We start from the raw sequence: 14,045 nt of genomic DNA on the forward strand, positions 1-14,045 counted from the left end.
CGGTTACCCGTTGAACGCCCTGATCGTATCTATGACGCGTGTCTGGTCGGCTTCTTCCAGATAGGGGTGCATCGGAAGAGCGATGACGTGTTTGCTCGCGGCTTCCGTGACGGGGAGGGTGCCGTCGGCGGGTTTGAAGCGGGCGCAGAAATCCTGTTCGTGGATTGGTACGGGGTAATAGACGGCGGTCGGGATGCCCTGACCGGAAAGATGCGCCTGCAGGCCGTCACGATTGTCATGCTCAATGACATATTGCGCCCATACGCTCTTGCCACCCGCGATGACGCTGGGCACGCGCTTCACGTGTCCGGTCAGGCCCTCGGCGTAGCGGTCCGCCACAATCTGGCGCTTCTCGATCTCGTCACCGAAGATCTTGAGCTTTTCCAGCAGGACCGCAGCCTGGATCGTGTCGAGCCGGGAATTCATACCGACGCGCAGGGAGAGGTATTTGGGGTCATGATGGAAATTGCGCTCGGCGGCATCGGTCGGCGTAACTTTGCCATAGACGCGCAAGGATTCGATGCGCTCGGCGAGCTTGGCATCGTTCGTGATGATCGCGCCGCCATCGCCGTAACAACCCAGCGGCTTTGCCGGGAAAAAGCTGGTCGTGGCAATGTCGGCCCAGTCTGATGGATGTTGTCCGTTCAGCGTGCAGCCATAGCCCTGCGCCGTGTCGGCAATCAGCTTGAGGCCGAACTCGTCACAGATGGCCTTGATTTCGGGGTAGTTGGCCGGCTGGCCGAACAGGTCGACGGCGATCACGACTTTCGGCGTCAACTTGCCCTCGGCTTTCACCGCCTCGATCTGCTGGCGTAGATGCGCCGAGTCCATGTTGTAGGTGTCTGGCAGAATGTCGACGAAAACTGGCGCTGCACCGAGCCACGGCACGACCTGCGCTGTCGCAACAAAGGTGAAGGAGGGGCAGAATACCGCGTCGCCCGGTTTCAGTTCCCATGCCATCAGGGCAAGGGCGAGGGCGTCGGTGCCATTCGCGCAGCTGACCGAATGCGAGGCTCCGCACCAGGCTGCGAGCTGGTTTTCCAGTTCCGTCACTTCCGGGCCGAGCACATAGCGGCCGCTTTCAACGACCGACTGGATCGCCGTGTTGACTTCGGACTCGATGCGCTTGCGCTGGGCCTGAAGGTCGATGAAGGGAAGGGACATGATGGGTGGGGCCTGTATTTGGTTCGTCCTGCGCGACCTACGCCGCGCCGCCGATTCGCTCAATTCACATCATGTTTCAATTGCAGCTGATCCTAGACGCGGGTGAACGTCACGACGGACCCTTCACAATAGTCGGCATCGTAGACAAAGTTGTTGCGATCCAGAATCTGGAAGACCTCCCGGACTCCTTCCAATCCGAAGACCTTCGGATGGATTTCCATGATGATTCGCTTCAGCGGGCTGAAATCGAGGTGACGGAAAAGATCCAGTTCACCGCCTTCAATGTCGGAGATGAGCGTGTCGATCCTGTTGTCCCGAATATGTTTCGAGACGTCACGGGTAGGAACGCGCACGGTCATGACATCGTCTCCGCCAGCCCGGTCGATACCCGATCCCCAGAAAGCCTTGGCGACCCCGAATTCAATGAATCCCTTTTCGAGGATTTCAGGATTTGCGACGAATGCCCCCTGAATGACATCCACGCCTTTGATCTTGTTTCGCTCGTGCGTGCGATGGATGTGAGGGATGAGCCGCTCATCGGCTTCAACAGCTGTGTAATGTTGCGGCTGGACTTGAGAGCAGACAGCCGCGGAAATAAATCCGAGGCCCGCGCCGAGTTCCAGAATCCGGTCTTCGGGTTGGATCACCTGTCGTGCGAACTTGGCCTCTCTCTGTTCGTAACCACCCTTCTTGATCCTGTGGATAATTCTCTCATTGGCGACTTGCTTGTCGACACTGATATCAATCTGGGTCTTGCCGTGCGTTACAAACATCATGTTGGGGGAATCTCCAAAGGAAGCGGGATTTTGGCCTGCGGCCGACCGGATTGTCGAATAAGGATCCTGGACAAGTGCTAATAATTCAAATCACTTCACACATGTTCGGAACGTTCGGGAACCCCCACTTTAGCTGTGGTCAGGTGTCCGGCGCTAGGGTCAAAGGGCAGAAAATTGTCACTCAGGCCTCGCATTTCAGTGCCACTGACAAAAATTGCTGCGCTTCTTTCGCAAATCTCATTTGATGGATGCTCCTGTCGCTGCAGGAACTGGGGAAGAAAGTTGAGTCGCTTGTGAACGGGCGCGGCTTCCGGTTTTGCATTTTGGCGCCGAGCGATTACAGAGCTAGATTCGAAAAGACGAACAGTGAGATTATGAAAGCAATTGTACATATAGGTACCCCGAAAACCGGCACGACGACTGCGCAGGCAAGGTTTTCAGATGCGCGCCGCACTCTTCTGGAAAACGGGATCCTGTACCCTCACTCTCTCGGGGCAAATCATCATCTGAAACTGGCAACAGCGTCACGCCTGCCCACCCGTCCCGAACGGGGTTTCAAGATGAACGATATCAAGACTGAAGAAGATCATGCTGTGTTCTGCTCGACATTGCGGAGCGAATTCGAAGCCGAACTTGCCACTGCAAAAGCCCGCGGGGCCCATACCTGTCTGATCTCAAGCGAATGGTTGTATGACCGTCTCACAATTTCCGAAGAAATCGCGAGACTGAAGGAGTTCCTGGTCCCTCTGTTCGAGGACGTTATCGTGGTCGTCTGGCTGCGCCCTCAGGTGGAGTTTCTGCTATCTCTTGCGTCCACGCTCTGCCGGAATGGCGGGAGAGTGAACAAGCCGAAACTGAAGAGGCTGATCGCCAGCAAGGAGACGCTTTACTATAATGAGACCCTCTCGCTCTGGGAGGAAGTGTTCGGAGAAGACAAAGTCCAAGTCTATGCATACACCCGGCAACCGGATGTCGTCGGCACGATACTTGGCCTGGCTGGGACCGATGCCGAACTGGACGGGGCGGGCGACCGCATGAATTCCAAGCTGAGCGTCCAGACGATGGCCATGGCCAATCAGATCAGGGTGCCCCATGCAAACCGCGCGTTCGATGCAGGCTGGAACAGGAAGCGGTATTTTCAGGAAATCGACTCGACGGAAAGTCTGGAAATCGACCTGAAATTCGCGAAGGAAATCCACGCCGTTTTCGAAAAAGGAAACAAGGCCCTGATCGCCCGCAGGGCTGATCTTTCAAAGGATGACCTCACCCCCAAATGGTCCCGGTTCGGATCTTCATCGAACATCGAGCTGCTGGAACAGGACTGCGCGTTTTCGTCTGAACTGTCTCAATTGATCACCATGATGGAGAACGAGCTCAAGATCCAGCAAGCGCAGACTGAAATGGCGCTTGCTGAGGTCCAGATGCTGAAATCGGCTCCAAAGGCGGCACGCCGCCATCTGAAAGAAGCGAAACTGCAATTGAAGGCAGCCTCGACGGGCAAGAGCATCCCCGAGAGCCTGAAAGCAGCAAAGCGGAAACTCGTAAGCCTGAAGGAAAAAGCGCGGCAATAGCCGCAAAGCCCAGGATCAGCTGTCCTGTAAGGCTTTCTTTTTCTTCCTGTTCTTCTTGCCGCGTTTCCACTCTTTCCAGGCCTGCCATTCGGAGAAGGCGACAGGATCAAGCATTTGGGCGTGCCCGCGCTTCATCTGGATGATCTTGTTTGCCCAGCTTGAAATTCTCCGATGGTCGTGGCTGGCAACGATCACGATCGGCGTCTGGTCCAAAATGGTTTCCATGCGTTGCGCGACTTTCCGGCGGAAGCGTTTGTCACCGGTGGAGACCCATTCATCCAGCAGCAGGATGTCGGGACGAAAGGCGCTCGCAATCGAGAAGAGAAGGCGCATCTTCATGCCCGAAGAATACGTCTTCACGGGCAGGTGGATGTAGTCGCCCAGCTCGGAAAAATCGACGATCTCAGGCACCAGTTCCCGGATCTCTTCCCGCCTCAGGCCATGAAGAATACCTTTGAGCTCGATGTTCTCGAGCCCGGTCGCCTCTTGGTTGACGCCGAGATTGAGGCTGAACATGGCCGAGACCTTCCCGTTCACCTCGATATGGCCGGCGGTGGGAGGATAGATGCCTCCCAGCACCCGGAGTGCCGTGGACTTGCCGGAACCGTTGGGGCCGAACAGGCCGATCCGGTCGCCCGGTTTGGCAACGAGGTTCAGACGGTCCAAGGCCAGGATCCCGGCGGGGCGATTGTCTTCGAGAATGATCTTGCCGCCGAGCTGGGTGCCACGCCGCTCGGTCTGCTTCTTCAATTTCATGCCATGACGCACATCCGACCCGACCATCGGAAAAACAACACTGACATTTTGGGCAACAATGGAGACCATGAGGCTTACAACCAGAAAATGATCTTGCGCCGGGAGACGGCGAAGAAAACAAGGGAGAGCAGCAGCAGCGTACAGGTGCAGCCGAGCACGACAAGCCAGCTGAAATACGGAACGGTCCCGTCCAGTAATGGCTCGCGCAGGATCGCGATATAGTGAGAGAAAGGATTGACCACTGCCGCGACGGCGCGGGGGCCAGTCTCAGGCGGAATCCAGAGCACAGGGGTCAGGAAGTAGGCGACCTGCATGATCGTTGCGGAAAAGTGCATCACGTCCCGATAACGTGCGCTGATCACGCCCAGTAACAGGCCGATGCACACGGTACAGACCGCATAGACCAAGAGGCAGGGCAGGAACCAGAGCAGCCCGCTCAGATAGTAGTGCCCGGACCAGGCGAAGATCCCGATGGCGGGAACGAGCGTAATGAAGAAGATGATGAAATTGTTCATCATCATCTGGAACACATAGATGGAGAGCGGCAAGGATTCCGAACTGATCCAGGTCCGCGAACTCACAAATACCCCCGAGCTGCCCGTCACGGCGTTGGAAATCAGCCGGAAGATCAGATAGCCCATGGTGAGATAGACGGCGTAGTACGAGATGCTCTCGCCCATCATGGCGCCAAATACGAAGATTTTCGCGATCATGAACAGGGCGAAGGAGACGCCGATCCAGCTCATGCCGATCCAGGTCCGCTTGTATCGCTGGCGCAGATAATGCCAGGCGAGCGCACTCCACATGCGCCACTTGGTCAGGCCACTGAAAATATCCTGAATAGCTTCCTGAAGAGAGCCTCTCTTCATTTGGGGCGTCTCTGTCACTGTCGATGTAGGCATCAAGAACCTCTGTTTCTCACCTCGTACCGAAGAGCCTTCCAGGGCATCAGGCAGATCCCCTGTCTGCCCTGTCCGAGGGACTCGCGGTAGTGCCACTTCGCAGGCCATGCTGTCCTAGTCGGAACCCGATGATGTGCGCAAGCCCGATGATGTATCGGGCTACAAATGCGCACACCTTGAGAAAAACAGGCGATCAGCGGTTCCTCAGGGGCCGGACATGGGCTTTACGCCGCGCCATACGGAAGGGGTTGAAGGCCATCGCTGCCATCATGCCGAAGAGGGGGCGCGTGCGCTTCCTGACCTTGAATTCCGGGGATTTTCTCATCTGCCAGCCCGTACGCAAGCCTTCACGGATACCGTCCTGCATGCCGGTATGCTGCAGGTTGCGTCGGTTGCGCCAATAGATGTAGCCAAGAATGGCGACATGACCGGGCAGGGTGAGGATCAGTAATGAGAGCGGTGTGTTCTTGAAGAAGGCCCAGGTGCGGTTTCGGTTGCCATGATAAGTGGTGAAATAACTGTCTGCCCCTGACGTGCCGGAGCCTTTGTGCGCAATCCGGGCGTCCGGAAGGAAAATACAGTCTTCCCCGGCCAGTTGCATTCGGTAGCCGAGGTCTACGTCCTCGCAATAACAGAAAAAGCGTTCATCGTAGCCGCCATGCTCCATGAAGGTATCGCGCCGGAATATGGCGCTGGCCCCGCATGGACTGAAGCAGGTGCCTTCCCCGGGAAGCTCGGTTGCCGGACGCTCGAACCCCCCGCGCCACGGAATACCGAAGACAAGGAAAGCGTCGCCGGCCCCGTCAAGACGCTCGGGATCCTCCAGCATGAATTGAGCGCATGCGAAGACATTGCAGGTGGGGTGGCGTTCCATGCCTGCAGTAATCGATTCCAGCCAACGCGGTTCGGCAACTGCGTCAGGGTTCAGCAGGCACATCCACTGGCCCCTCGCGGCCTTGATGGCGCGATTGTTTCCTGCGGCGAATCCAAGGTTCTCGTTTGACCGAATCAGTTCGAAAGAGGGCAGTTCGGACGTATCCAAGCCTTCCACAGACCCATCGGTGCTTGCGTTGTCCACGCAGATCACCTCGAAGTCACGAACGGTTTGATCTTTCAGCGAATCGAGCGCGGCCTGCAGATACGCTCCACCGTTGTAGTTCACGATGATTATGCTGAATTTTGGGTCTGATTGGGGACTGGCCATGCGTGTCAGAGTTTCCTCATGCAAGTTTACGTCCCCCTAACCCCGAGGGGCACCCATCTGGCCAAAAAGTTCAGATTGGCGTCCCTACAAGCGTAATGGCGTAGACCAGGTTGCAGCCTGTAGGCAATAGGGGCTGTCATCGTCAGCCGCTTGTCGTAGGCTGCCACATGGCAAACTGTCAGTGCGGTGGAATGATCAGGCCCTGCATGGAAGAATTTGTGCAAGGGGAGCGATGCAAATAAGAAGAGTTCCGCAGGAGGGTGATTCGGTATCGGTTGCGCCCAGGTTTTGAGTTGGTCTTTCATGCAAAAATACCGGACACTGCAGCGAACACTGGGTGATATCGCCAGAGCAGTCGAGCTGCACCGTAGCCATGTATTCGACGCGGACCTGTACCGGCAGACCAATCCGGATGTGCCAGAGCCGGGGTTCGCCGCAACTCTCCAATTCTGCCGTCATGGACGGCTCGAGCAGCGGGTTTGGAACCAGCCCGCGCTGGGCCAATGGCTGATTCCGCATGTTCTGGACGGGTCAGCTCATGCAGCCGATGTCAGGTGCCTGATACACCAATTGGCAGGAATTTCCGAGGACGACCTGGCCGCAAGACGCCCAATCATTGAGGCATTCTGCGCGCGCCACGCCCTGAACTTTTCAGAGTATCAATTCCACGAGAGCTTGCACGCGCAGGACTACAAAACGGCATATGCATGCCTTGCCAACATGCCCATGACGCTCGCCTTTCTTCCCTATTACCGGTTTGCGCGGCGCCACATGAAAATGGACCAGCTTGGCAGTGCCTTTGCCTGTATCAGGGAGGCGCTGGGCAAGGGCGCCGACATGGGCATCGAGCATCTCATCGCCGCGCGGGATATTGCAGCAGCGCTAGGTTACCCGGATACCGATAGGGTCGCGTTCCATCAATTATTGTTGAAGGCATTGGCCAACTGGCCTGCGCCAAACAAGCAGGCCCGTTTCCGAGCGATGTGGCAAATGGGATTTCCGCTCATTCCGGGAGATACTGAGGCTGTCGCCGAAATACTTGCGGCCCTGCCAGAGGAATTGCGCGGTCTTCTCGATCCTGCAGATGTGCTGGTTCCGGAGAGTGTGCAGGGGTATGAGGCGATCTTGAACCTCGTCACACTGAACGGCCTGAAACAAGACCAGCGGGCCATTCCTTGCGAAGGGAGCTTTTCGGACTGTGTCGTGGTGGAGGACGCGCTGCCGGCGACCTGCAGGTTGCGAGTTCTCGGGGAAGGATACTGGCGTCAGGCGGACCACGACCCGATACAGGAATCATTTCTCGATGCCTTCAAGGCGGCCAGCCGGCGCGCCGCGAATCAGGTCAGTTATTTCTATCCCGTCGCGGCAACCAACATCTTTGATGTCCGCCAGAGCGGTAGCCCGTCCATGCCGACGCTCAGCTATCATTCCATAGCCCTGAGGGAGCAGCGATTTCTCAATTTCAAGGAAAGCGCGCTGCCTGGATATTTCCGGTTCGACCGTTTGGGGTTTTCGGGCTGGGAGGAGCGCCATCCCCTGGCAACAGGGGCTGATATCTCCAGTGAACGGATTGATGCCGCGTTCAAGGCATTGAGACATGAATATGTGGACAAGCGCGTTTCCAAATATGAGCAGCGCATGGTCGATGAGGACGCCTTGCCGGACAGATTCCTGCTCGCCGCCTTGCAGGTGCCTGACGATACGGTGATGAGTCTCGCCTCCATGGATATGGATGACTGGCTGGATACGCTGGTCAGGGCGTGCGAGGCGGCCGGCACCAATCTTGTTATCAAGTCCCATCCCTTGGACAAATCCGCCACCACGCGCGCACGCGTGAGTCGCCTTCAGGATCGCGGCTCTCATGTCTTTGTGAGTCAGACCGCGATTCATCATTTGCTGGAGCGTGCAGAGGGGGTGGTGACCGTCAATTCAGGCGTGGGCGTCGAAGCCCTGTTGCATCTGAAGCCGGTGATCACAGTGGGGGCCAGCGACTATTCTGCCGTAGCGCATCAGGTCAGTTCCCGGTCGGAACTGATGTCTGCGGTCGAAAAGGTGACAAACGGCAAGCCCGATGCCGATTGGATCGGCCGGGTAAAACTCTTTCTCTATCAGTATTGCCATCAGCGCAGTTTCTCCCTGAGCCATTTTCCCGACGCATTCGACGAATTGCTCGCATCGCTGATGCGGGGAGCGTAAGGGGAGTATCCCCGGCGCGGCAGGTGTTCTTCGTGTTGAAGATACTCAGGGTCAGCAACCGAAAGATAGGTCCGGATCCGACGGCGCGGCCCCACCGCTAAGCTCACCCAGAACAGTTCCGGAGAGCTTCATGATCGATTTTTCACCAAATCTCGGATTTCAATTCCTCCTGCCAGGACAAGCCCAGAAACACATCACTGTAAACGAGACACTCGCCGTGCTGGACAGTGTGGTTCACCTGTCTGTGGTGTCGGCAACAGAATTGGAGCCGCTGCCAGGTAACGAAGACGGTGATCGCCAGATTGTGCCCGATGGCGCGATCGGGGCGTTTGCTGGCCAGGACGGACAACTCGCTTTGCGGGACTCTGGCAGTTGGCAGTTCCTCGCGCCCCGTGAAGGGTGGCGCGCCTGGATCGAAGACACTCAAAGTCTGCATGTGTTCAGTGCCGGGGCATGGCGGCCAGCCATGACAGAAAACATCAATCAGTTGGGCATCAATGCGGCGCCGGATGAAACGAACCGTCTTGCCGTGTCCTCCGAGGCAGCATTGTTCACTCATGATGGGCATGACCATCGGTTGAAGATCAACCGGGCCACATCTGGCGATGCGGCATGCATACTGTTCCAGACCGATTTCATTGGTGGCGCAGAACTCGGCCTGTCAGGCGTGAACGGACTTTCCGTTCGGACCTCCCCGGACGGGACGAACTGGAAGACGCGGCTTGAGTGTCCGGAGGAGATTGCAGGCGTTCGGGTATCGGCCATGCATGGGGGGACGATCTCTCTGGACGAGGATACCAGCACCAATGTGCCGACGCCGGAAGTTTCGGGGATTTTCTTCCTGTGGAGCCACAGCCTCAGCTTTCCGAACCTGAATCACAGCGCCGTGTTTCTGTTCGATGTCGGTCCGTCCCTGTCGCTGGTGCCGATCTATCTGGGCAGCGGCGTGTCAAACTGTGATACCATAGCGCTGACCGGCACGACGGGCGACGCGAACCGTACAAGCATCTCAGTCCAGACGGATGAGATTCAGGTAGAAAGCCGCAGGTCAGGAGTGGCAACCTATCGCTACGCGTTCCTGGCCTGAATGGGCCTCTGATCGCGCAGGGACCAAGCGGGGAACTAGCGCACACCCGCCACCCGGCCCAATCCAATCAGCAACGGGTTCCTGAAGTTGCGGAACAATTCTTCCGGCGCTTCATTGTAGAGTTTCTTTTGATAGTCCGTGAACCGGCTTTCCAGCGGAATATAAGCCGCCTTTAATAGGGTGCGGGACAGGAAAGGCCGCTGGGCCAGAGGCCGTGAGCCGTTCAGCGCGGCCTCGGCAGCGGCCTGCGCGCGCGCCTTCTTGTCTGCGGGAAACATGTTGAGCGCCGCATATCCATAGCTGTGCTTGCTCGGCGGGCGGAGCGCCTTCTCCCAGACGTGGTCTTTTGCCTTTCCGGAAATCACAGATCTGGAGACTTGGATCTTCTTGTATCCATGGGCCTGACGGTGGGCGAACTCGCGGATGTCATCTTTGGCGGTGAACCAGGAGTAGCGATGGAAAAGATACTTGCCGACCAAGTCTTCCACTTTGGGCATGTCTGGCGCCGAGACGCCCTCGGCGACCTTACGGACGGCATCCTCCAGAGAATCCGCAAAGTGGCCAATGCCTTCGAGATTATAGAATGCATTGCCGATGGAGATCAGCGGCTTGCCCTGACATGCTGACAAAAGCCCCACGCCGGAATTGTAAACGATTACCATCTGACAGGCGTCGAGCAGGGAGTGGATATTGTCCTTGTTGTCCGCCAAGAGAATGTTTTCCATCTGGTAATTGTAGGTCCGCTTTGACAGCGGATGCGGCTTGACCACGAACAGGATATTCGGGTTGGCACGGGCGACGGCCGGGATGGAATCGACGAAATCGTCATATTGCTGACTGTTGCGGACGAACTTCGTCACAGCCATGTCATCATCGAGCTGCAAAGGAATAAACACCACAGGCCGGGTCATCTCTTTCAGGGCCTGATATTTTTGGTCGGTGAGTTCGCGCGGGGTGGCGCCTTCCAAAAGCAATTCGCCTTCACGTAGGAGATCAATATATGCCTGCGCGGATTTTCGTTCGCTATCCGAAAGCGTGATCTTGTCCAGCTCGGATTGCGAGAAGGACGGCGCAGTATAACTCACGTCCTCTGCATAATAGATGGTATTCGGCAGGGCGCCCCGCTCTACGACGATCGTCTCGATGCCAAGATCCTTGGCCATCAGATAAGTCGTGTAGAAGTTCTGATGACTGCTCATGTAGGGATTGAAGACGGCCAGGGCGTCGACCTGTTTCTCCACAATCATCTCATTCATGAGTTTGATCGTGTCCAGATCATCGTCAAAGACAGGTATCAGTTCAAAACCATGCAGCCGAAGCGGAACGAAATACCCCCAATGGTCAGGCGTCTTGCAGATGCACAGGGCTTTTTTTCTCTTTGGCAGCGTGTCTATTTTCAGGAGGTTGGCGTATTCCGTGAGATACTCCGCCGTGGCTTCCCGGAATTTTCCGCGCTTCCAGTCATTATGTGATCTCCAGTCACCCACCGTCTTGGTGGGGTGCCAAAGATGAAAGACCTTTAATCCGGCGCGCTCTGTGCGGGACGCGAAGTGCTGGTTGAGATCCCGGAACCCGCGATACGTGCGGTGCGTCCAGAAATCCGGCCTTTTAGGCCCATGACAATCTGTCAGGACGTCTGGCGGCATACTGAAGAAGGATGAGTAGATTCCTGCGCGTAGGAAGAATTCGAATTCCTCAGACCCATGCCCGCGGAAAATGGGGTGATATCCGCCAAGGACGGTAAAGTACTTCTTGGAGATCAGGAAAACGTTCGAGTACGGGGCAATGAACTCGACCTTCTCATCGAATGCGGAGTATTGAGATTCGAATCCGATCTTTTCGATACGCGCAGACATGCGGTCATTGGTGGGTTCGCCCTCGATCTTCCGGGTCTCGTCTTCCGTGACGTGGTATGCCGGAAAGTCGAGGATAACGTCGAACGCTGTATTCATGGAGGCCGCATTAGCTGTCCGTGCCAGTTGGGCAAACATGTCACGGGTGCTGAAGAAATCGATATCCGTGAAGAATATGAAATCGGTGGTTACGAGCTGGCATGCGGCATTCCGGGCCAGTGCTAGCGAAAAGACGTCATAGTCAGGCTCGTGCAGGTAGGCGAAGCCACATTCCGTGCAAACGGCCTCCACCTGTTTGCCGTAGTCTCCCTCGCTTCCGAAATCGATGATAAGGATTGGAGGACACGGGTCGTAATATCCCGCCAATTTCCGGAGCCGGTCGAGTACCCACGGATTGTTCTCGTGCAAGCGCACGCAAATGACCGCAGTCATGTCGTTCGGGGTGATCGCCTTTTCATCCGGTATTAACTGCGGGAACATGCTTCACCTATGTCTTGCTGGAGGAGGGATTGGTGCTGACAATCGCCAGGAGGTGAGTCGCATCCTTGGCATTTCGATCTGTGCACTGTTCGAAGTCGACTTTTCCATCAGGCGAGACCGGGAACAGCTTGTCGCGGGTTTGGAGATAGTGGATTTTGAGGCCTGCTGTCTCCAGGAAACCGACAAGGGCCTGGGGGGAGAAGAAGTTGGTATGTGGCTCATACCCGCCATGCTTGGGGGGAACGCGATTATGGAGCGATCCCCATTCCGGGACTTCGACAAGCAAAAGGCCCTCAGGCGTCAGCAAATCTCTGCACCTGTCGAGAAAGCCGGGAACCTGGTCGAGCGGCATCTCCTGCAAGAGATGCGCGGCCACAACCACATCATAGGTCCCGTGCGGCAAACTCATCAGCGTGGAGCGTTTCACGCCCAGATGGTCGAGATGGGGCGCGCAGGCCTCATCGACATCTGCTGCCCATTTTGAGGCCGAGGGCACATAATGATAGAGGGCGCCAGACCGGGGATTGATTTCCAGGAAATTGCCGATATTTCCGGCCCACTTTTTCAGCAGCGACGCATGGGTTCGTGCGCGGCGTGCGATACGGCTTTGATCGCGGTCGATCGTCTCGAAATACTTTTCCGGTGGCACATTGGCAGCACGTTTCTGCACGCGCTGACTCTTCTGGCGACGATACGCTTCGAGATCGAATGGTATTTCCGGTACGAAACCCAATCCGCAGTTTTCACAAATCATCACGCGTAGCGCCGCCCACTTGTCCACCCTTGATGGGTATTGCACCTGAACATGACAGTTTTTCTGCCCGCAAGCCGGGCACTGTATTTCAGGTGTATTTTCCTTAGTAATGGGCAGATATCCGGCCACCACATCCATTGGCCTGAATTTCGCCTTTTCGCCTTTCTTTTCGGGCTTTTTTTGGGCCTTTGGAAGGCTCTTGGGGCTAGGCGTGGTGCGGGCCTTGTAGTTGCCGTGGGGAACTCCGGCGCCGTCAGAAGCGAAAAGGTGCCCAAAGACCTCATAGTCCTCGGCGTAAAACTCCTTGATCTTCTCAATGCGCCCGGCGTCCAGGTCCTGCGTGCTGACTTTGGGGCCACCGGTCTGGCTGCGCCCCATGGAACGGCGGACACCGGTCATCACATAGAAGAGTTCCTCAATGAGGTGAGAATTCTCCATTGTGAAGATGAGGTGGTAGTAGGTGCTGTCCTTGCCCAGGAAGTCTACCAGGGGGGCGGTATGGGTGTGGATAGACCCCTTGACCCTACGGTATGTGTCCAGATTGTCGATGAAGGTTTCCAGGTCCGGGTTTTCGATCACGCCGGCTTCGGTCAGCTTCTCTACGGAGACTTTTCCTTCACTGAGCTCCCCATGATGCGCAACCCGGTTGCGCCATGCCGACAACATGCGCTCGACAGGATCCCGGATTACCGCGAACCGGAGAAAGGGATCGTATTCGCTGAGATCCAGTTCCTTGAACAAGGGGGTCGAGAATTCCTTGTGGATGTGCCGGACAGCGCCGGTGACTTCATCCTTTTCTCCGACGAAGGAATGTCCATGCTCAACTTCATACATCAGGTGCTTGATTGATGTATTGGCGACTTTTGGCGCAGGAAAATAGCAAACGCCCAAGTCTTTAAGAACAACAGCCATTCATGAAACTCCCTGATACTCATACAGCGGCATTGGGTGCGGGTCGTACGAATTGCACCCAAGACGATACAAAATGATCCCTGACGATCGGTGCCGCACAGGATAGATAGCTGGCGGCGCATACCGCGTGGCGCGGTGTTGTTCAAGTAATGTGGTCAAAGTCAGTCCGCCTCAAATCAGGACGCCGGCAAGGGGGCGAAGCTCCCCTCCGTCGCCTGGCAAAGGTCTCCGGTATTGGGTGCGTTGGAGGACATTTGTTTGGCCGGAGTGGTTCGGATGCATCATATCGGGATCTGTCAATTTCGCGTCCGTTTGTCGTCTATCTGTCCCCTAGCGGGAAATTTCCTGAATCGTGTTCAAGCAGGGTATCATTAAGTTTTTCGATACTGC

General features: G+C 56.4%; 10 protein-coding genes. 3 read left to right on the plus strand and 7 right to left on the minus strand.

Features of this window, described 5'->3' with window-relative positions:
* Positions 1 to 3: 3 nt before the first annotated feature.
* Together HY36_RS16870 and HY36_RS16875 are read right to left on the minus strand one after the other, a co-directional pair.
* The gene (locus HY36_RS16870; RefSeq protein WP_035555490.1) at positions 4 to 1,164 is read right to left on the minus strand and encodes a DegT/DnrJ/EryC1/StrS family aminotransferase; all 1,161 of its coding nucleotides are present in this window, start codon (positions 1,162 to 1,164) and stop codon (positions 4 to 6) included.
* Positions 1,165 to 1,256: 92 nt separating this feature from the next.
* Positions 1,257 to 1,940: an FkbM family methyltransferase gene (locus tag HY36_RS16875; protein WP_035555492.1), complete on the minus strand. Its 684-nt coding sequence runs from the start codon at positions 1,938 to 1,940 to the stop codon at positions 1,257 to 1,259.
* A 374-nt stretch (positions 1,941 to 2,314) separates the two neighbouring features.
* Between HY36_RS16875 and HY36_RS16880 the strand changes: the two genes are divergently transcribed.
* Positions 2,315 to 3,511, plus strand: coding sequence for a hypothetical protein (locus HY36_RS16880; protein WP_155842028.1), 1,197 nt, complete (start codon positions 2,315 to 2,317; stop codon positions 3,509 to 3,511).
* A 15-nt stretch (positions 3,512 to 3,526) separates the two neighbouring features.
* On the opposite strand, the gene HY36_RS16885 is transcribed toward HY36_RS16880, so the two are convergent.
* The 3 genes from HY36_RS16885 to HY36_RS16895 form a co-directional block, all read right to left on the minus strand.
* Positions 3,527 to 4,267 (minus strand): ABC transporter ATP-binding protein, encoded by a 741-nt coding sequence (locus HY36_RS16885; RefSeq protein ID WP_206741226.1) that lies wholly within the window; start codon positions 4,265 to 4,267, stop codon positions 3,527 to 3,529.
* Positions 4,268 to 4,341: 74 nt separating this feature from the next.
* Positions 4,342 to 5,136 (minus strand): ABC transporter permease, encoded by a 795-nt coding sequence (locus HY36_RS18000; protein ID WP_051602922.1) that lies wholly within the window; start codon positions 5,134 to 5,136, stop codon positions 4,342 to 4,344.
* Between the two features lie 226 nt (positions 5,137 to 5,362).
* Positions 5,363 to 6,373, minus strand: a complete 1,011-nt coding sequence (locus HY36_RS16895; RefSeq protein WP_035555498.1) for a glycosyltransferase family 2 protein — start codon at positions 6,371 to 6,373, stop codon at positions 5,363 to 5,365.
* Between the two features lie 303 nt (positions 6,374 to 6,676).
* On the opposite strand from HY36_RS16895, the gene HY36_RS16900 reads away from it, so the two are divergent.
* A complete protein-coding gene (locus HY36_RS16900; protein WP_155842030.1) occupies positions 6,677 to 8,569 on the plus strand; it encodes a hypothetical protein in 1,893 nt (630 codons plus the stop codon).
* Between the two features lie 130 nt (positions 8,570 to 8,699).
* On the plus strand, positions 8,700 to 9,656 hold the full coding sequence (locus HY36_RS16905; RefSeq protein ID WP_051602923.1) for a DUF2793 domain-containing protein: 957 nt from the start codon (positions 8,700 to 8,702) through the stop codon (positions 9,654 to 9,656).
* A gap of 35 nt (positions 9,657 to 9,691) precedes the next feature.
* Here HY36_RS16905 and HY36_RS16910 read toward each other — a convergent pair whose 3' ends face one another.
* On the minus strand, positions 9,692 to 11,989 hold the full coding sequence (locus tag HY36_RS16910) for a hypothetical protein (protein WP_051602924.1): 2,298 nt from the start codon (positions 11,987 to 11,989) through the stop codon (positions 9,692 to 9,694).
* Between the two features lie 7 nt (positions 11,990 to 11,996).
* On the minus strand, positions 11,997 to 13,655 hold the full coding sequence (locus HY36_RS18005; RefSeq protein ID WP_051602925.1) for a sulfotransferase family 2 domain-containing protein: 1,659 nt from the start codon (positions 13,653 to 13,655) through the stop codon (positions 11,997 to 11,999).
* Positions 13,656 to 14,045: the final 390 nt, after the last annotated feature.

Origin of the sequence: Hyphomonas atlantica corrig. (assembly GCF_000682715.1) — a bacterium.
Lineage (GTDB): Bacteria > Pseudomonadota > Alphaproteobacteria > Caulobacterales > Hyphomonadaceae > Hyphomonas > Hyphomonas atlantica.

Coding starts and splice junctions, on each gene's coding strand:
- HY36_RS16910 (WP_051602924.1), bottom strand. CDS start 11,989: ATGTTCCCGCAGTTAATACCGGATGAAAAGGCGATCACCCCGAACGAC.
- HY36_RS16885 (WP_206741226.1), bottom strand. CDS start 4,267: ATGAAATTGAAGAAGCAGACCGAGCGGCGTGGCACCCAGCTCGGCGGC.
- HY36_RS16900 (WP_155842030.1), top strand. CDS start 6,677: ATGCAAAAATACCGGACACTGCAGCGAACACTGGGTGATATCGCCAGA.
- HY36_RS18000 (WP_051602922.1), bottom strand. CDS start 5,136: ATGAAGAGAGGCTCTCTTCAGGAAGCTATTCAGGATATTTTCAGTGGC.
- HY36_RS16880 (WP_155842028.1), top strand. CDS start 2,315: ATGAAAGCAATTGTACATATAGGTACCCCGAAAACCGGCACGACGACT.
- HY36_RS16875 (WP_035555492.1), bottom strand. CDS start 1,940: ATGATGTTTGTAACGCACGGCAAGACCCAGATTGATATCAGTGTCGAC.
- HY36_RS16905 (WP_051602923.1), top strand. CDS start 8,700: ATGATCGATTTTTCACCAAATCTCGGATTTCAATTCCTCCTGCCAGGA.
- HY36_RS16895 (WP_035555498.1), bottom strand. CDS start 6,373: ATGGCCAGTCCCCAATCAGACCCAAAATTCAGCATAATCATCGTGAAC.
- HY36_RS16870 (WP_035555490.1), bottom strand. CDS start 1,164: ATGTCCCTTCCCTTCATCGACCTTCAGGCCCAGCGCAAGCGCATCGAG.
- HY36_RS18005 (WP_051602925.1), bottom strand. CDS start 13,655: ATGGCTGTTGTTCTTAAAGACTTGGGCGTTTGCTATTTTCCTGCGCCA.